General features: G+C 55.7%; 18 protein-coding genes. 12 read left to right on the top strand and 6 right to left on the bottom strand.

Annotation, left to right across the window (positions count from 1 at the left end; all coding sequences use genetic code 11):
* Window positions 1-10: 10 nt before the first annotated feature.
* Window positions 11-493, top strand: a complete 483-nt coding sequence (gene secB, locus EYD00_RS12290) for a protein-export chaperone SecB (protein WP_004444254.1) — start codon at window positions 11-13, stop codon at window positions 491-493.
* A 95-nt stretch (window positions 494-588) separates the two neighbouring features.
* Here the strand turns inward: secB and dnaQ are convergent, their stop codons facing one another.
* The 5 genes from dnaQ to EYD00_RS12265 are packed head-to-tail and all read right to left on the bottom strand — an operon-like array spanning window position 589 to window position 4,193.
* A complete protein-coding gene (dnaQ, locus tag EYD00_RS12285) occupies window positions 589-1,287 on the bottom strand; it encodes a DNA polymerase III subunit epsilon (RefSeq protein WP_004444252.1) in 699 nt (232 codons plus the stop codon).
* Window positions 1,280-1,888 carry a dephospho-CoA kinase gene (gene coaE, locus EYD00_RS12280; protein ID WP_004444250.1) on the bottom strand — a complete coding sequence of 203 codons (609 nt, stop codon included), beginning with the start codon at window positions 1,886-1,888 and terminating at the stop codon, window positions 1,280-1,282. Before coaE ends, dnaQ begins: the two co-directional genes overlap by 8 nt.
* On the bottom strand, window positions 1,888-2,748 hold the full coding sequence (locus EYD00_RS12275; RefSeq protein ID WP_004444247.1) for a shikimate dehydrogenase: 861 nt from the start codon (window positions 2,746-2,748) through the stop codon (window positions 1,888-1,890). The genes coaE and EYD00_RS12275 overlap by 1 nt, the downstream gene beginning before the upstream one ends.
* Window positions 2,741-3,340, bottom strand: coding sequence for a Maf-like protein (locus tag EYD00_RS12270; protein WP_004444244.1), 600 nt, complete (start codon window positions 3,338-3,340; stop codon window positions 2,741-2,743). The genes EYD00_RS12275 and EYD00_RS12270 overlap by 8 nt, the downstream gene beginning before the upstream one ends.
* Window positions 3,341-3,371: 31 nt before the next feature.
* Window positions 3,372-4,193, bottom strand: coding sequence for a pyruvate, water dikinase regulatory protein (locus EYD00_RS12265; protein WP_004444241.1), 822 nt, complete (start codon window positions 4,191-4,193; stop codon window positions 3,372-3,374).
* 409 nt (window positions 4,194-4,602) lie between these two features.
* On the opposite strand from EYD00_RS12265, the gene hemE reads away from it, so the two are divergent.
* From hemE to EYD00_RS12225, 8 genes are all read left to right on the top strand, one after another.
* Window positions 4,603-5,637 (top strand): uroporphyrinogen decarboxylase, encoded by a 1,035-nt coding sequence (gene hemE, locus EYD00_RS12260; protein WP_004444239.1) that lies wholly within the window; start codon window positions 4,603-4,605, stop codon window positions 5,635-5,637.
* Window positions 5,634-6,179: a protoporphyrinogen oxidase HemJ gene (gene hemJ, locus EYD00_RS12255; protein ID WP_004444238.1), complete on the top strand. Its 546-nt coding sequence runs from the start codon at window positions 5,634-5,636 to the stop codon at window positions 6,177-6,179. Before hemE ends, hemJ begins: the two co-directional genes overlap by 4 nt.
* A gap of 186 nt (window positions 6,180-6,365) precedes the next feature.
* The gene (gene rho / locus EYD00_RS12250; RefSeq protein ID WP_004444236.1) at window positions 6,366-7,631 is read left to right on the top strand and encodes a transcription termination factor Rho; all 1,266 of its coding nucleotides are present in this window, start codon (window positions 6,366-6,368) and stop codon (window positions 7,629-7,631) included.
* A gap of 87 nt (window positions 7,632-7,718) precedes the next feature.
* On the top strand, window positions 7,719-9,044 hold the full coding sequence (gene mnmE / locus EYD00_RS12245) for a tRNA uridine-5-carboxymethylaminomethyl(34) synthesis GTPase MnmE (protein ID WP_034500004.1): 1,326 nt from the start codon (window positions 7,719-7,721) through the stop codon (window positions 9,042-9,044).
* Window positions 9,045-9,100: 56 nt separating this feature from the next.
* Window positions 9,101-11,026 carry a tRNA uridine-5-carboxymethylaminomethyl(34) synthesis enzyme MnmG gene (gene mnmG, locus EYD00_RS12240; protein ID WP_004444232.1) on the top strand — a complete coding sequence of 642 codons (1,926 nt, stop codon included), beginning with the start codon at window positions 9,101-9,103 and terminating at the stop codon, window positions 11,024-11,026.
* Window positions 10,995-11,612, top strand: a complete 618-nt coding sequence (gene rsmG / locus EYD00_RS12235) for a 16S rRNA (guanine(527)-N(7))-methyltransferase RsmG (protein WP_004444230.1) — start codon at window positions 10,995-10,997, stop codon at window positions 11,610-11,612. Before mnmG ends, rsmG begins: the two co-directional genes overlap by 32 nt.
* Window positions 11,613-11,631: 19 nt before the next feature.
* Window positions 11,632-12,426 (top strand): ParA family protein, encoded by a 795-nt coding sequence (locus EYD00_RS12230; protein WP_004444228.1) that lies wholly within the window; start codon window positions 11,632-11,634, stop codon window positions 12,424-12,426.
* A 30-nt stretch (window positions 12,427-12,456) separates the two neighbouring features.
* Window positions 12,457-13,341, top strand: a complete 885-nt coding sequence (locus EYD00_RS12225; RefSeq protein WP_004444225.1) for a ParB/RepB/Spo0J family partition protein — start codon at window positions 12,457-12,459, stop codon at window positions 13,339-13,341.
* A 59-nt stretch (window positions 13,342-13,400) separates the two neighbouring features.
* Here EYD00_RS12225 and EYD00_RS12220 read toward each other — a convergent pair whose 3' ends face one another.
* On the bottom strand, window positions 13,401-13,601 hold the full coding sequence (locus EYD00_RS12220) for a DUF1674 domain-containing protein (protein ID WP_004444223.1): 201 nt from the start codon (window positions 13,599-13,601) through the stop codon (window positions 13,401-13,403).
* 131 nt (window positions 13,602-13,732) lie between these two features.
* Here EYD00_RS12220 and htpX point away from each other — a divergent pair, with 131 nt between their 5' ends.
* From htpX to EYD00_RS12205, 3 genes are all read left to right on the top strand, one after another.
* Window positions 13,733-14,698 (top strand): zinc metalloprotease HtpX, encoded by a 966-nt coding sequence (gene htpX / locus EYD00_RS12215; protein ID WP_004444222.1) that lies wholly within the window; start codon window positions 13,733-13,735, stop codon window positions 14,696-14,698.
* Window positions 14,695-16,080, top strand: a complete 1,386-nt coding sequence (locus EYD00_RS12210; protein WP_004444221.1) for an RsmB/NOP family class I SAM-dependent RNA methyltransferase — start codon at window positions 14,695-14,697, stop codon at window positions 16,078-16,080. Before htpX ends, EYD00_RS12210 begins: the two co-directional genes overlap by 4 nt.
* Before the next feature lie 125 nt (window positions 16,081-16,205).
* Window positions 16,206-17,873, top strand: coding sequence for a heparinase II/III family protein (locus tag EYD00_RS12205; protein ID WP_034500007.1), 1,668 nt, complete (start codon window positions 16,206-16,208; stop codon window positions 17,871-17,873).
* Window position 17,874 lies beyond the last annotated feature (1 nt).

Here is a 17,874-nt window from a genome sequence, read left to right as displayed (position 1 = left end):
AGGAACCGTAATGACCGCTGAAAATGGCGCACAGGGCGCAGTTAGCCCTTCTCTCAACATTCTTGCCCAGTACATCAAGGACCTTTCCTTTGAAAATCCGGGTGCTCCTCGTTCGCTGCAGGCCCGTGAGAATGCGCCGTCGATCAACATCAATGTCAACGTCAATGCAAATCCGATTTCCGGTTCGGATTTTGATGTCGTGCTGACACTGAATGCCGAAGCCAAGGATGGCGATAAGGTTCTGTTTGCGGCCGAGCTGGTCTATGGCGGTGTCTTCCGCATTGCCGGCTTCCCGCAGGAACACATGCTGCCGGTGCTCTTCATCGAGTGCCCGCGCCTGCTCTTCCCCTTCGCCCGCCAGATCATTGCCGACGTTACCCGCAACGGCGGTTTCCCGCCGCTCATGATCGATCCGATCGATTTTGCGCAGATGTTTGCGCAGCGCGTTGCCGAGGAACAGGCAAAAGCTCAGGTTCAGGCTGTCCCGAACTAAGCAGCGGCCATCTTCCATTACAGACAAACAAAACCCGGGTTCTTGGCCCGGGTTTTTCTTTACGCAGATTTGCGATTTAAGTATCTGAGCAGGCTTCAGTTCTGGTACCGGTTCCAGATCGCCTTGTCCCCCATGCCGAGAACGAGTTTGCCGTGGGCGGCAACCGTCTCTGCATCCAGCCGCGATGGCAGGGGGCGGGGCCGTCGCAGGGGCTCCAGCGGAATGTCTTCCTCAATGACAATGGTTTCCTGCCTGGCGGCAGAGCCGAAGCCGAGCGCGGTCTGGCGGCCGCCGATCATTTCGATATAGACTTCGGCCAGAAGCTCGGAGTCAAGAAGCGCGCCATGCTTGGTGCGATGGGAATTGTCTATTCCATAACGGCGGCAAAGCGCGTCCAGCGAATTCGGTCCCATCGGGTGCTTGCGGCGGGCAAGCGACAGCGTATCCGTCACCAGATCAGCGGCGACCGGTTCGATCCCGAGACGGGCGAATTCCGCGTTGATGAACCCCATATCGAATGTTGCATTGTGCGCCACCCAGCGCGCACCTTCGAAGAAATCCCGAATCTGGTCGACAACTTCAGCGAATTTGGGCTTATCCTGCAGGAACTCGTCGGTAATGCCGTGAACGGCAAGCGCATCGGGATGAACCTTGCGATCTTCGGGATTGATATAAAGATGCAGGGTGCGGCCAGTCGGGAAGTGGTTGATCAGTTCCACGCCGCCGATTTCGATGATCCGGTCCAGCTTCGACTCCAGACCTGTGGTTTCCGTATCGAAAATGATCTCACGCATGCATCTCTCCACGGCGCGACTCAACGGTCAGCTTCTGCAAAATGTCTCTTACCTGATCCCGGGCCGCTTCGACACCATTTCCGGAATCGATGATAAAATCGGCACGTCTACGTTTGTCCGCATCGGGCATCTGCCGGGCAAGGATCATTTCGAATTTTTCTTCGGTCATTCCTGGTCGTGACAGGACTCTTTCGCGCTGGATCTCTGGTGCACAACTCACCACCACGACTTTATCGACACGGCTTTCCGCACCCGTCTCGAACAGCAGCGGAATATCCAGAAGCGCAAATTTCCTGCCGTCTTTCCTTGCTTTGGACAGAAAGGTTTCCTGTTTTTTCCGAACCAGTGGATGGACGATTTCTTCAAGCCTTCTGAAATTAGCCGGATTCTTTCTCAAGATGTCACCGAGTTTTTCCCGGTCTACGACACCGGAAACGGTGGTGCCCGGAAAAGCTGCCTCGATCTGAGCTACGGCCTCCGCCCGATAAAGACCATGAACGACCTCGTCCGAGTCCAGAACCGGAACGCCTTCTTCGGCAAACAATTTCGCGGTTGTCGTTTTTCCCATTCCAATCGAGCCGGTGAGACCGATGACAATCATCAATGTTTCTCCATGTCCGCGATGATCAGAGCACGCAGGGTCTCATCCACCTCCGGCATTTTGCCGAACCATCGCCTGAACCCCGGTTTTGCCTGATGAAGCAACATGCCGAGACCATCGACGGTCGTGATACCCTGCTCTTCCGCCATCTGAAGGATCGGTGTTCGTAATGGCACGTAGACGATATCGGTCACCACCGCCTTGGCAGCGAGCTGCGAAAAATCGAGATGCGGCGCCTCAGCGCCATCCATCCCGAGCGATGTCGTATTCACGAACAGCCCGGCGCCCTGCATGACCTCCTGCAGCGCTGCCTGGGGATGGGAAAAGACGCGTGGGCCAAAACGATCAGCCAGTTCGCGAGCACGTTCGAGGGTCCTGTTCAGGACATGAATTTCCGCGATGCCCCGGTCGCGCAGCGACTGAATGACGGCACGGCTTGCGCCGCCGGCGCCAAAAACGACCGCCCGGTCCGTTTTGTCCCAACCGGGATGCCGCTCATCCAGGTTAGACACGAACCCGTAACCATCGGTATTGGTGGCATGGAGTTTACCCTCCTCCATCCAGATGGTGTTGGCGGCACCCAGTTCTTCCGCCAGAGCATCAGGACGATCCGCCAACCGGTAAGCGGCCTCCTTGTGAGGGATGGTGACGTTGCCGCCCACGGCCGTACCGGGCTTACCTTCCTTCACGGTTGCAATGAAATTCGCAAAATCGTCCGATGCGACCTCGACTGCCTCATAGTTACCGGTGATACCGAATTTCTTGAGCCAGTATGAATGAATGATCGGCGACCGGGAATGCTTGATCGGGTAACCAACAACGAAAGCGTTTATGGTTAATGTTTCACGTGAATCAGCCATCGATGACACCCAGGTCGCGCAGTTTCGATAAAAGCGGCAGAAGCGGCAGGCCGAGGATCGTGAAATAATCGCCTTCAATCGAAGTGAATAGCTGGATTCCCTCTCCCTCGAGCTGATAGGCGCCCACGCTGCTTAGAGCTTTTTCACCCACTCTCTGGAGGTGACGGGAGACAAATTCGGGGCTCAATGTTCGCACGGCAAGTTCAGCACTGGAAACCACCTTCCATATCACCTCCCCGCCGCGAACGAGGACAGCCGCGCTGTTCAAGCGGTGAACCTTACCGGACAATGACAGCAGATGTGCTTCGGCCTCGGACATGGTCTTCGGCTTGTGATAGACCCGCGCACCGAGTGCCATGGTCTGATCGCAGCCCAGAACCAGTGCGTCCGGATGAAGCGAACCGACGGCGAGAGCCTTGGCAGTCGCGAGTTGTTGTGCAACTTCCTCCGGGCTGGCGCCCGTACGTTCCAGCCGCTCATCGAGCGCGCGCTCATCAATATCCGCTGGTATCGCCGAAAATGTCAGCCCCGCATTGCGCATCAGCATCTGGCGGGATGCGCTGGACGAGGCGAGGATCAACTCTTGTTTCATCGACTGTCTGCTCCTGATGGTGCGATCCGGATTATCGCGTCCTCGGGCGAAGGGCAAGGATGGCAGCAGCCGTTTCCTCAATGGAACGGCGTGTGACGTCAATCAGAGGCCAATTGTTGCGGGCGCAGAGCGCACGCGCATATTTCAGCTCTTCCATGATCGTGGTGCGATCCGTGTAACGGCGGCTGTCAAATCCGCCGGTTGCGCCCAGTTCGCGGTTCTCGCGAACCTGCGATATGCGATCCGACGTCGCCACGAGACCGACGATCAGAGGCCGGGTGGCGGCATAGAGGCTTTCGGGCAAAGGCACGTTGGGTACAACCGGAATGTTTGCGGTCTTTATACCCCTGTTGGCGAGATAGATGCTGGTCGGAGTTTTCGACGTGCGGCTGATGCCGATGATAACGACATCCGCCTCGTCATAGGTCTCCGGCATCTGACCGTCATCGTGATCCATTGCAAAATTGAGCGCTTCGATCCGCGCGAAATAATCCGCATTGAGGGCGTGTTGCGCACCGACCCGCCGTCTTGATGGCGCGCCTAGATAAGTCTGAAAGATGCCGATAATGGGTTCAAGCACGTTGACACAGGGCACGCCGATCGCGTGACAGCGCAAATCCAGGAATTCTGCCAGTTGCTGATCGACGATGGTGTAGAGGACAATGCCCGGTTCCTTGTCGATGAGGTCAATGACCTGCGCGAGCTGCTTCTGGTTGCGGATCATCGGATAGACGTGTTCCACCGGCATGGATGCGTGAAACTGTGCCGAGACCGCGCGGCCGGCAGACATGAGAGTCTCACCTGTTGAGTCCGAAATCAGGTGCAGATGGAAGAAGCTTTTTTTGTTCTCCACGCTGTTTTTCTCCCGCTGTTGATAACCCGGGACAAATGTCCGAACGAGCCTGCGGGTCGAACCGCGCCGTGAATAAAGTGGTGTTTTTCCACAATCCGCAAGTGGCTTTCACCATGCTCCGGGCAGCCTGTGAATTGCTGGAAGAGTTGACACTTGTCCAACCCGATTCACAGCCTGTCCACAGGTCAAGAACTTTCCAATAAGAACATAATCCATTGAAAATTCGAGATAAATTACGATTTTTCCAGGTTGTTCAAGATCGCTGCCGAAATTTATCCGACCACCGTGCTGAAAAGATGCGGCTGCGGCATTTCGACTGGAATGATTTTAATCCTTGCTACCCACAGACTCTAAGAAATAGAAAATCTTTTAAATCTCTTTGATTTTATTTTTTTAGAAGCTGGGTGTGATGAGCGAACGCAAGGTTATGACTGTTTTGAACGGGAAGACGGTCACGCCGCCGCCCATATGGCTGATGCGTCAGGCTGGACGCTATCTTCCGGAGTACCGGGAAACGCGGAAGAGCGCCGGAAGTTTCCTGGATCTCTGTTATAATCCCGAGTTGGCAACCGAGGTGACGCTTCAGCCCATTCGCAGGTTCGGGCTGGATGCAGCGATTCTTTTTTCCGACATTCTGGTGATACCCGACGCGCTTCACCGCAATGTGTCCTTCACCGAAGGCAGGGGCCCCGCCATGGACCCGATCGATGTCAGCGGTATTGAAGAACTCGATGCGTCTGATGTCATGGCGCATCTTTCGCCTGTCTTCGAAACGGTGTCGCGCCTACGCAGTTCATTGCCGGATGAAACGACGCTTCTTGGCTTTTGTGGCGCACCGTGGACGGTCGCGACCTATATGATTGCCGGTCACGGAACGCCCGACCAGGCGCCGGCGCGGCTATTCGGTTATCAGGAGCCCGCCGCGATGGAAAAGCTTTTGGCTTTTCTCGCTGAGGTTTCTGCGGATTATCTTGTGGCGCAGATCGATGCAGGGGCAGATGCCGTGCAGATTTTCGATTCCTGGGCGGGCGTGCTCGGCGAAAAGGAGTTCGAGAATTACGCGATAAAACCGGTTGCCCGTATTATTGCTTCGGTGCGCGCGCGGCGTCCCTCCGCGAAAATAATCGCTTTCGCGAAGGGGGCGGGTTATCTTCTCAAGGACTACCGTCGTAAGACCGGTGCAGACGCGATCGGGCTGGATTGGTCCGTGCCGCTCAGCTTCGCCACGGATTTGCAGAAGGAAGGGCCCGTGCAGGGCAATCTCGACCCAATGCTGATGGTGGCGGGCGGGAGGGCTCTGCAGGATGGTATCGACGCCGTGCTGCAGGCCCTTGGGCAGGGTCCGTTGATCTTCAATCTCGGTCACGGCATCACGCCGCAGGCTGATCCGGACAATGTCACCCGGCTGGTCGAGCGGGTGCGTGCGGGTGGGACCGTGCCATGAATGACGAAAAACAGACTTCTGCGCGATCAGGAAACAGGGCCGCCCTGCGGGCTGGCGTCGGGCTGGGCGTGTTCCTCGCAGTCGTCGCCCTGTTCTTTTACGTGGATCCTGCCGATCTCTATCTCTGGATCAAGGCGTTTCACATTATTGCTGTGATCTCATGGATGGCGGCGATCTTTTATCTGCCAAGGCTCTTCATCTATCATACCGATGCGCCGGCAGGTTCGCAGCAATCCGAAACTTTCAAGGTGATGGAGCAGCGGCTGATCAAGGTCATCATGAACCCGGCGATGATGATAAGCTGGGCGCTCGGACTTTATCTCGCCTGGTCGGCTTACGGTTTTTCTGGTGGCTGGCTGCACGCAAAAATCGCTATGGTCGTGCTTCTGACTGCGACCCATGTTTATTTCACGCGTAGTGCGAAACGTTTCGCCCGAGATGAAAATACCAGGCCTGCCCGTCACTGGCGGTTGATGAATGAGGTTCCAACTTTGCTGATGATCCTCATCGTCATACTTGTGGTTGTGAAACCCTTCGGTTAGAGCGGTGTAACGATAAATTTCGCGGAATTCGTGCTTTCCTCTTGCAGCAGCGATGTTCAATCGCTATTTTCGGGCCACTCATCTTCGTGGCATGTGAATTATTCAGTCATCTGCGGTCTTTCCCACAGCATCTGATTCGCGAACACGCCCTCCCCCGACATTACATTATTAAACGGTCTTCTCTTCATGGCTGAAATGAAGCTTCAGGAACTTAAGAGCAAATCGCCTACCGACTTGCTGACTTTTGCCGAATCCCTGGAAGTTGAAAATGCGAGCACCATGCGCAAGCAGGAGCTCATGTTCGCAATCCTCAAGGTTCTCGCGAGCCAGGACATCGAAATCATCGGCGAAGGCGTCGTTGAAGTCCTGCAGGACGGTTTCGGGTTCCTGCGATCCGCAAACGCAAACTATCTGCCGGGTCCGGACGATATTTACATCTCTCCCTCGCAGATCCGTCGGTTTTCGCTGAAGACCGGCGATACGGTTGAAGGACCGATCCGCGGTCCCAAGGAAGGTGAGCGCTACTTCGCCCTTCTGAAGGTCAACACGATCAATTTCGACGATCCCGAAAAGATCCGCCACAAGGTCCATTTCGATAATCTGACGCCGCTCTATCCGAACGAGCGGTTCAAGATGGAGCTTGATGTTCCGACATCCAAGGATCTGTCGTCGCGGGTTATCGATCTCGTCGCACCGCTCGGCAAGGGCCAGCGTGGCTTGATCGTTGCACCGCCACGTACCGGTAAAACGGTTCTGCTACAGAACATTGCCCATTCGATCACGGCAAATCACCCGGAATGTTATCTCATCGTTCTTTTGATCGACGAGCGTCCGGAAGAAGTCACCGACATGCAGCGTTCGGTCAAGGGAGAGGTTGTATCCTCCACCTTCGATGAACCAGCGGTACGCCACGTACAGGTCGCTGAAATGGTCATCGAAAAGGCGAAGCGCCTCGTTGAACATGGCCGCGACGTCGTCATTCTGCTCGATTCCATAACCCGTCTTGGTCGCGCTTATAACACCGTCGTTCCCTCTTCCGGCAAGGTTCTGACCGGTGGTGTGGACGCCAACGCGCTGCAGCGGCCGAAGCGCTTCTTTGGCGCCGCCCGTAATATCGAAGAAGGCGGCTCGCTGACGATCATTGCGACCGCGCTGATCGACACTGGCAGCCGTATGGATGAAGTCATCTTCGAAGAGTTCAAGGGTACGGGTAACTCGGAAATCGTGCTTGACCGGAAGGTAGCAGACAAGCGTATCTTCCCGGCGCTGGATATTCTGAAATCTGGTACCCGTAAGGAAGACCTTCTGGTGCCGCGCCAGGATTTGCAGAAGATTTTTGTTCTTCGCCGTATTCTCGCGCCGATGGGAACGATGGACGCCATCGAGTTCCTCATCGATAAGCTGAAGCAGACTAAAAACAATTCGGATTTCTTCGAATCGATGAACACCTGAACCGGAAATTAGCCGGATTCATCTGAGGTCGTTAAAGCCGCATTCGTTTATTCGAATGCGGCTTGACTGTTTTGATCGAGGTGCGCCATGCCTTCCCCTGATACGATATATGCACTTTCGAGCGGCGCCCTCCCGGCGGGGGTGGCCGTCGTGAGGATCAGCGGACCCATGTGTTTCGCCATGCTGACAGAATTGACCGGACGAGAGCTTCCGGCACCACGAAAAGCCAGGCTGAGTTTGATTCGGAATCGAAACAATGAGACCATCGACCAGGCGCTCGTAATGTCTTTCCCGGCACCGCATTCCTTCACAGGCGAGGACTGCGTTGAAATCCAATGCCATGGAAGCCGCGCAGTCATTGCCTCGATTTTTGCTCAGTTCGAGCGGTTCCCGGATGTACGTCCCGCGGAGGCCGGGGAGTTCTCGCGCAGAGCCTTCGAGAATGGCAAGATGGACCTGCTTGAAGTCGAAGGTTTGGCCGACCTGCTTCAGGCTGAAACAGAGATGCAGCGTCGTCTGGCGGTTGAACAGAGTACAGGCAATCTTTCGGCTCTTTATGATGGATGGGCTCAGCGCCTGACGCGTGCGCGTGCGCTGATTGAGGCGGAGCTCGACTTCGCCGACGAGGAGGATGTCCCGGATTCCGTATCTGGACAGGTATGGGAGGCGATGAGACAGCTGAAAGCGGAAATCGCCTCCCATCTGGAGGCCGGCGGAAACGGCGAGATTATCCGGGACGGTTTCAAGGTGGCGCTCATCGGAGAACCCAATGCCGGGAAATCCACGCTGCTGAATTCGTTAGCTGGCCGGGATATCGCCATCGTCACCGACATTGCCGGTACGACCAGGGACGTATTGAGCGTGGACATTAACCTTGAGGGCTATCTGGTACGAATATTCGACACGGCAGGCCTGAGGGAAACGTATGATGTGGTGGAACAGGAGGGGGTGCGGCGCGCTGTTTTGACATCGGAGACTGCGGATCTCATTCTGGTGCTGCAAGATAACGATTCGTTTCCGAAACAAACCATCGCATCACTGTCTGCAAAGACGCATCTGCGCGTCAGGACCAAGGCGGCGTTGTCATCGTCGACGCCTAGAGCTGAGTTCGATCTGGCGATCTCGGCGAAAGAAGGGATTGGTCTCGATGAATTGCGGTTCTTGATAAAGCGGGAGATTGAATCGCGATTGCAAGGGGTCCAGACTTTGATGCCCGCCCGGGCGCGCCATAAAAAACGACTTGAAGAGACGCTTAATTATGTTAGTGATGCGCTCGATTCTGAAGCCATGGACCTTGCTATAAGGTCGGAATTTTTGCGGCTCGCAGCGACATCGCTTGGTCGTATTACAGGACGCGTCGATGTTGAAGATTTGCTGGGCGTCATCTTTTCAGAATTCTGCATAGGAAAATGATTCACGTGAAACATGGGCCGTGGACGCGCGGTTAGATCAGAACAGGGCGCAGATAGATGCACCAGTCATTTGATGTCGTTATTATCGGTGGGGGACATGCCGGCAGTGAAGCGGCCGCGGCTGCGGCTCGCCATGGTGCAAAAACCGCGCTCGTGACCCATAAACGCGACACCATCGGTGTCATGTCCTGCAATCCAGCAATTGGCGGGCTTGGAAAGGGCCATCTCGTTCGCGAGATCGACGCCCTGGATGGTTTGATGGGTAGGGTAGCTGACGCTGCCGGTATTCAGTTTCGCATGCTCAATCGCAAAAAGGGCCCGGCAGTGCGCGGTCCCCGCACCCAGGCGGATCGCCGTCTTTATCGTGAAGCGATGCAAGGTGAAATTGCAAATATCGAGAATCTTACCATTATTGAGGGCGACGCTTTTGATATTGAGATGACGAATGAGCGAGTGGCTGCTGTCGTCATGGCGAATGGTAGCCGGATTCCCTGCGGTGCCGTGGTACTGACAAGTGGTACTTTCTTGCGTGGCCTTATTCATATCGGCTCCGAAAAGGTACCGGCCGGCCGTGTGGGTGAAGAACCGTCAATCGGCCTTTCCAACACTCTATCGCGGCTTGGTCTTCGCATGGGCAGACTTAAGACCGGCACGCCTGCCCGTCTGGACGGGCGAACAATCGACTGGAGCGGTGTTGATCGACAAGGCGCAGACGAAGATCCTGTGCCCTTCTCCTTCATGACCGACAATATCGTGAATCCGCAAATCGAATGTGGAGTTACCAGAACCACATCAGCCGGACACAGGGTCATTCAAGAGAATATCCATCTTTCAGCAATGTATTCGGGTCAGATCGAAGGCGTCGGTCCACGTTATTGTCCGTCGATTGAAGATAAGATCACTCGGTTTGGCGAGCGTGATGGTCATCAGATATTTCTGGAGCCCGAGGGACTGGATGATCATACGATCTACCCTAACGGAATTTCCACGTCACTTCCGGCGTCTGTTCAGGAACAGTTCATCCACACCATACCCGGTCTCGAGCGGGTTGCGATCTTGCAGCCAGGTTACGCGATCGAATATGACTATGTCGACCCGCGAGAACTAAAGCCCTCCCTCGAGTGTCGCAAGATTGCGGGACTATTCCTCGCGGGGCAGATCAACGGCACAACCGGTTATGAAGAAGCAGCTGCTCAGGGGCTCGTCGCCGGCCTCAATGCCTCTCTTTATGCAAGCAACAGCGATCCGCATTATTTCAGCCGGACGGAATCCTACATCGGCGTCATGATCGATGATCTGACATCCAAGGGTGTCAGCGAACCCTACCGAATGTTTACGTCAAGAGCGGAATATAGGCTGTCGTTACGAGTCGATAATGCCGATCTGCGGCTAACGCCAGTCGGTCAGCGGGCGGGAATCATCGGTTATCACCGTCAAAAGCGATTCGATAATTTTATAGAAGAACTTGGTCGGGGTCGTGACTTGCTGAAGACCCTCACGATCAGCCCTTCGCAGGCAGCAAAACAGGGATTAAAGCTCAATCAGGACGGACAACGCCGCTCCGTTTATGAATTGCTTGCCTATCCTGATATGTCGCTTGATGTCCTCAAACAGCACTGGCCCGAGTTGGGTGGGCTTCCCGAGAAAATTGCGGATGTGCTGCAAATCGAGGCTGGTTACGCTGTGTATATGCAGCGCCAGAGCGCCGACATCGTGGACATCAAACGCGACGAAGAGCGAAAGATTCCTGACGATTTCGATTTTCAAAGCCTGTCCGGCCTTTCCAATGAGTTGAAACAAAAGTTGGAAATGGCCCGTCCAGAAAACATTGCCCAAGCCGCACGTGTTGACGGTATGACGCCGGCTGCGATATCGCTGCTTCTCGCCCTTCTGCGGAAAAGCTCTCCTTCGCAGATGAAAAATTGCGTCTGCACCAATAGCGAGTCGGATTATGAAGATAAACGGCCAGAGTGTTTCACGTGAAACACAGGAGAAGCTCGAGCATTTTGTCGAGCTCTTCAAGAAGTGGAATAAGACCACCAATCTGGTGGCCCCCTCCACTCTTACAGAACTCTGGAGCCGTCACATTGCCGACAGTGCCCAGATATTTCATCTCTCTCCTTATCCGCAAAGATGGGTTGATCTGGGCAGCGGTGGGGGTTTTCCCGGTGTCGTCACTGCCATATTCCTCTCTGAAATTGGCGGCGGCTGGGTCGATCTGGTGGAAAGTAACAATAAGAAGGCCGCATTTCTCCGGATAGCGTTAAAGGAAACTGGCGCGCGTGGAGCGGTTCATCCCGTGCGAATTGAGAAAGCACCTGCCATTCTCAATACGTGCGATTCTGTGTCGGCCCGCGCACTGGCGGAGCTGGATTTGCTTTTCGACTATATTCATCCCTGGGCCACAAAAAATCCGGATCTCAAGGCATATTTCAATAAAGGCCGGGATTATGAATCCGAAGTGCAGAAAGCACATGGTCGCTGGCAATTTGATCTGGTAAAACATCGGAGTGCCATTGAGGCAGATTCTGTTGTTCTTGAAATCAGCAACCTCGCTCTGAGGCGCTGACAAGCTGGCCAGGTGCGGCATGACTTTGGAAAAAAACCGGATTATCGCAGTAGCAAACCAGAAGGGTGGGGTCGGCAAAACAACGACTGCTATCAATCTGGCCACAGCGCTGGCAGCCATCGGTGAGCGGGTATTGATAGTTGATCTGGACCCGCAGGGTAACGCCAGTACCGGGCTGGGGATTGACCGACGAGAGCGGAAGCTCTCCTCTTATGATCTCCTAATCGGTGATCACAATATTGCGGAAGTCGCTGTCCCAACCGCTGTTCCAAATCTCGATATTGTGCCATCGACGATGGATCTGCTTGGTTTCGAGATGCAAGTTGCTACCGTTGCCAATCGAGTCTTTCTTCTGCGTGAAGCGATGGAGACGACAGAGGCTAGAGGCTACTCCTATATACTTGTCGACTGCCCCCCGTCCTTCAACCTCCTGACGATGAACGCAATGACGGCCGCGCATTCCGTGCTGGTGCCATTGCAATGCGAGTTTTTTGCGCTGGAAGGCCTTAGCCAGTTGCTCGATACGGTCAGCCAGATAAGAGGGTCGGTCAATCCGCAGCTCGATATCCAAGGGATTGTTCTAACGATGTTCGATGCACGCAATAATCTGGCGCAACAGGTTGTCTCGGATGTCAGAACGCATCTCGGAGAAAAGGTTTACCATACGCTCATTCCGCGCAATGTCCGCGTTTCCGAGGCCCCATCTTATGGTAAGCCGGCAATTCTTTATGATTTGAAATGTGCTGGTAGTCAGGCCTATCTGCAGCTCGCATCGGAAGTGATCCAGAGAGAGCGTTTGCGTAAAGCCGCCTGACGTCTGCCGCAATCTACGGAGTGATATCTTATGAGTGATGATCTTTCCAAGCGCCGGCTGGGACGTGGTCTCGCGGCCTTGATCGGTGAAATGGACCAGCCTGTGCCCGTGGGTGAACCCCAGCGTACTGTCAGCGCTGATCGCACCATTCCGATAGAGTTCATTGCTCGTAGCCAACGGAACCCACGTCGTCATTTCGATGAAAATGAGCTGCAGGATTTGGCCGCGTCCATCCGGCAGCATGGCATTGTTCAGCCTGTGGTGGTACGGACGGTCGGAGTCAATCGATACGAGATTATTGCCGGTGAAAGGCGCTGGCGCGCTGCGCAGCTGGCCGGCTTCACCGACGTGCCTGTTATCGTTCGTGATGTGGATGATCGGACGGCGCTCGAGTTGGCCATCGTCGAGAACGTCCAGCGCTCAGACCTCAATCCGCTGGAAGAGGCGATGGGTTATGAGCAGCTGATCGCGGAACACGGTTACACTCAGAACGATCTCGGTGAGATTATCGGCAAGAGCCGAAGCCACGTCGCCAACAGCCTTCGGCTATTGAAACTTCCGGACCCGGTACGCGACATGCTCGCGGATGGTTCGCTTTCCGCAGGTCACGCGCGGGCGCTCGTTTCCACTTCCGATCCGGCGAATCTCGCACGCATGATCGTTTCCAAGGGCTTGTCGGTCCGTGATGCCGAGCGATTGGCTCAGAACGACATCAAATCGCAGGGCGAAGCTACGGAAAAGCGCCCTGCCGCGGAAAAAGATTCAGATACGGTCGCACTGGAGCGCAGTCTTTCTGATGCCCTCGGTCTTGACGTAAAGATTAACCACAAGGGGGGATCGGGGCAAATCCGTATCGCTTACCGGACGCTCGAGCAACTAGAGGCAGTGTGTCGCTTGTTGGAAAATAAACAATAAGTACTTGTTTTAATTGAAAAATACCCGCCGTTGGCGGGTATTATCGTTATGGCGACCGGCTAAAAATCTATTGCGCGGCCCTTTATTTCGTAGTCGCCGAAACGAACCGGTTCGGCGCCGCCGCGGCCACCGGTTTCCGGCGGTAACTGTAGATCTGCCTGTTGTTTGCGCCGTTCTTCTGCTTCTTTCAGGGCCCGCTCAGCCGCGGGCGATAGCCGCCTCCGCTGCTCCGCGCCGTTGTCGTTATCCGCATCCTGCATGAGAAACCCTCCCTATAACGGGATATTGAAATATGTTTGCCGTTTCCCAGATTATATACCCATAGGGATTTTTTAAACCCCGGAATAATCCGGCGATGAGAATTCCGGCCACGACAGGGAGATTTCAGCGGATGAACATGATGCGCACGGCAATGCTTCTGGCCTTCATGACGGCATTGTTCATGGGCGTCGGTTTTCTGATCGGGGGCAAGGGCGGCATGATGATTGCTCTCGTCATGGCTGCCGGCATGAATCTTTTTTCCTACTGGAATTCAGATAAGATGGTTCTCTCGGCCTATCATGCCCGGGAAATCGATGAGGCGAATGCGCCTGAGTTCTTCCACATGATCCGCGATCTCTCACATAATGCCGGCCTGCCCATGCCGAAAGTCTATATTTATGACAGCCCGCAGCCAAACGCCTTTGCGACGGGAAGGAACCCGCAAAACGCCGCTGTTGCTGCTTCAACGGGTCTGCTGGAGCGTTTGACGCCCGAGGAAGTGGCAGGTGTGATGGCACATGAACTGGCGCATGTGCAAAACCGGGATACGCTGACAATGACAATTACCGCTACGCTGGCGGGTGCGATTTCCATGCTCGGCAATTTCGCGTTCTTCTTTGGCGGCAATCGGGAAAACAATAATAACCCTCTCGGATTCATCGGCGTCCTGGTTGCGATGATCGTCGCACCGCTTGCCGCAATGCTGGTCCAGATGGCGATCAGCCGGACACGCGAATATTCCGCCGACCGGCGTGGCGCTGAAATCTGTGGCAATCCTCTCTGGCTTGCATCGGCGTTGCAAAAAATTTCCGGCATGGCGCAGCGTATCCACAATGACGACGCGGAGCGCAATCCCGCAACAGCGCATATGTTCATCATCAACCCGCTCTCGGGTGAACGTATGGACAATCTTTTCTCCACGCACCCGAATACGGAAAACCGGGTGGCGGCATTGCATGCGATGGCACAGGAGTTTTCCCCGCGAGGATCGACGCCGCCGCCATCGGGTGATAGACCTCAGCGCAAATCGGGTTCGGTTCCCAAGACAGGCTGGGGACGGGGCAATGAAAATGAGCGCAAGGGACCTTGGTCTTGACATCAGATATTCAAAATAAGCCGTCACGGTCCAAAAAACCGAGGTTGGCGCAAGGCAGGGGCCGTGAAGACGGCCCTTCGTCTTTCCAAGACAAACCCGGTCTTCCTGCGCGCATAGCTGCCGCCCGCATATTGGCCGCCGTTCTGGAAAAGAAAACCTCGCTGGACGGTATGCTGGACAGCGAAAATGGCAATTCCGTTTATCGTGCGCTGTCGCCCGCGGACAGAGCGCTGGTGAGAGCCATCGTCAATAGCGCGCTTCGTCACCTCCCTCGGATTGAAACGGCGCTGTCAATGCTGCTGGATGGCCCGTTGCCACAGGGTGCGCGGTCATTGCACCACATTCTCGTCGTTGGCGCAGCGCAGATGCTCTACCTTGATGTCCCGGATCACTCGGCCGTCGATCTCGCTGTCGAGCAGGCGCATCGTGATCCACGCAACCGGCGCTTCGTAAAGCTGGTCAACGCGGTTCTGCGACGGCTGGGTCGTGAGAAGGCCGAAATCGAAAAGGCCGTCGCCGGTGTGTCGGTCCTGCCGGACTGGTTCTACGCAAGGCTGGTTTCGGCCTATGGGCATGAGGTGGCGCAACGCATCTCTGACGCGCAGCTCACACCTTCTTCCATCGACCTCACCGTCAAGGCCGATCCTGCCCTCTGGGCTGAGAAGCTGGGCGGAACCGTCATGCCGAATGGCAGCGTGCGCCTGGGTGAATTTGAAGGCCAGATACCTTCTCTTGAAGGTTTTGCGGAAGGTGCCTGGTGGGTGCAGGATCTTGCGGCCAGCATGCCCGTGCGATTACTCGGAGATATCTCAGGCAAGCGTGTTGCCGATCTCTGCGCCGCTCCGGGCGGCAAGACGGCCCAGCTTGCACTTGCGGGTGCGAAAGTGACGGCGCTGGATCAGTCTGGCAATCGTCTTCGTCGCCTGAGGGAAAATCTCGACCGGCTTGGCCTTCAGGCTGAAACGGTTGAGGTCAATATGTTGAAGTATCAGCCGGAGCAGCTTTTTGACGCTGTTCTTCTCGACGCACCCTGCTCTTCAACCGGGACATTGCGCAAACATCCCGATGTTTGCTGGACGAAGGACGAGGCCGATATTGCCAAGCTGGCTGCCCTGCAGGGCCAGATGTTGCGGCACGCGCTGACGCTGGTTGCACCAGGCGGTATTGTGGTGTTTTCCAATTGCTCGCTCGATCCTTCCGAAGGTGAGGCGATGATTGCCGAAGTCCTGGCGGAAAATCCCGATGTAGAACGTCTCGCCGTCCACCGTGAGGATTGGCCGGGAATGGAAGCGGCGATCAACGCCGAGGGTGACTTTCGCACCACGCCCGACATGTTCGGGGGGGTCGATGGGTTTTTTAGCAGTGTCTTGCGTAAGAAGTAGAAAAAAGCCAAGCTTTCGCGAATCATTGGATAATTGTCGATAACGTTCCGGTCATCACGGTTCACTGATAAAAACAAAACATGTGAAACGGGAAACACAGCTTGTTAGGGTCCTTTGCAGGCAGCATGAATGCCGCCGGTCTTCTTTCGCGGATGGCGTATCGCCATCTGTGTGTCGGCCTCACGCCGCTACGTCTGCATGTTTCACGTTTTGCTAATCGTGCGCCGGAGGGGCTGGTTGCGGCACCGACGGATCTTCGGGCAATCGATCCCTATTTTGCCGAGGAGTTGCTGCGCGGCCGTATCGCGCTTGCCGGCCGTGTCATGGAAACCGGTGGCCACTCGCCTTTTCAGGTGGAATATCCTTCGCTTGTTTTTGAAGAGCGGCTGCATGCGTTTAGCTGGCTGCGCCACATCCGTTCCGACAGATCGAGCGAGGCATGCAGGAAGGCCCGCCGTATCGTCGCCGAGTGGATGGCCATCCATGGCAAAAAGCTTGCGGGGGTTGCGTGGGCTCCGGAAATCGCGGCGCAGAGATTGATCGCCTGGCTTTCCCACTCGCCCGTGGTCCTGTACGAAGCAGATGCGGGGTTTTATCGCCGGTTTCTGAAAAGCCTGGTCTTTCACGTGCGCTACCTCGAGAAAATCGTCAGGCACGCGCCGGATGGGGAGGTGAGACTGCGGATCAGGATCGCGCTTGCCATGGCTTCTATCGCCATGCCCACCCGGATGTCGCGGATCGCGCGGCACGGAATGAAGCTGGCTCAGGAAATGGAGCGGCAGATCCTGCCTGATGGCGGGCATGTCTCCCGCAATCCGCGCGTGATGCTGGATCTGCTGCTCGACCTTCTGCCCCTCCGACAAAGCTATATCAATCTCGGCCATGACCTGCCGTCCGGGCTGGTTCCTGCGATAGACCGCATGTTTCCGGCGATACGGTTTTTTCGGCACCAGGGCGGCGATCTCGCCTTGTTCAACGGCGCGACGGCCACGCTTGCCAATGAGCTTGTTTCGGTGCTCCGTTATGATGAGACAGCGGGCCGGCCTTCAAAGGTGTTGCCGGATGTGAATTATCACCGCCTTGCCGCGGGCGAGACGGTGGTTATCGTGGATACGGGCTATCCTGGCTCGGCCGAGCTTTCACGTAACGCGCATTCGGGCTGCCTCTCTTTCGAGATGTCATGCGGAAAAAACCGCTTCATCGTCAATTCCGGGTTTCCGCGAAACGCGGCGCCTGAATATCAACGGGCTAGCCGATCGACCGCTGCTCATTCCACCGTCACGCTCGCCGACACGTCTTCATGCAGACTGTCGCGATCCAGATTGCTCGGACCGATCATGGTTTCCGGTGTCAGCCAGGTCGATAGCCGGCGCGAAACGGGCGCAAACGGCAATGATGTCCTGTGGGCGGCGCATGACGGATATCTTCACAACTTCGGCTGTTATCACGAACGGGAGATGGAGCTGAATGCCGCTGGCACCAAGATAAAGGGTCGTGACCTGCTAAGGGCCGATCATAATGCCGCAAACGCGCAGACCCAGTCGGTCTCGGCGGTTTCGCGTTTCCACATCCACCCCCATATCCAGCTGCACCAGCGGGATGATGAGTCAATTTATCTTGAGGCCGCGGACGGAACCACCTGGCTGTTGACGGCACCGGGGTTGGAGCTTTTCGTGACCGAGGACGTGTTCATGGCCGATGCGTCCGGCATGCGGCCATCGCAGCAGATCGAGCTACCGTTCAATCTCGCCAACACGCGGGAGATTCGTTGGCTTATCGAGCGGCAGGCCTGAG

Source organism: Agrobacterium sp. 33MFTa1.1 (assembly GCF_004328495.1).
In the GTDB taxonomy this organism is placed as follows: Bacteria; Pseudomonadota; Alphaproteobacteria; order Rhizobiales; family Rhizobiaceae; genus Agrobacterium; species Agrobacterium pusense.
The sequence above is the reverse complement of the archived record's forward strand: the minus strand, read 5'-3'. Positions and strand labels throughout refer to the sequence as shown.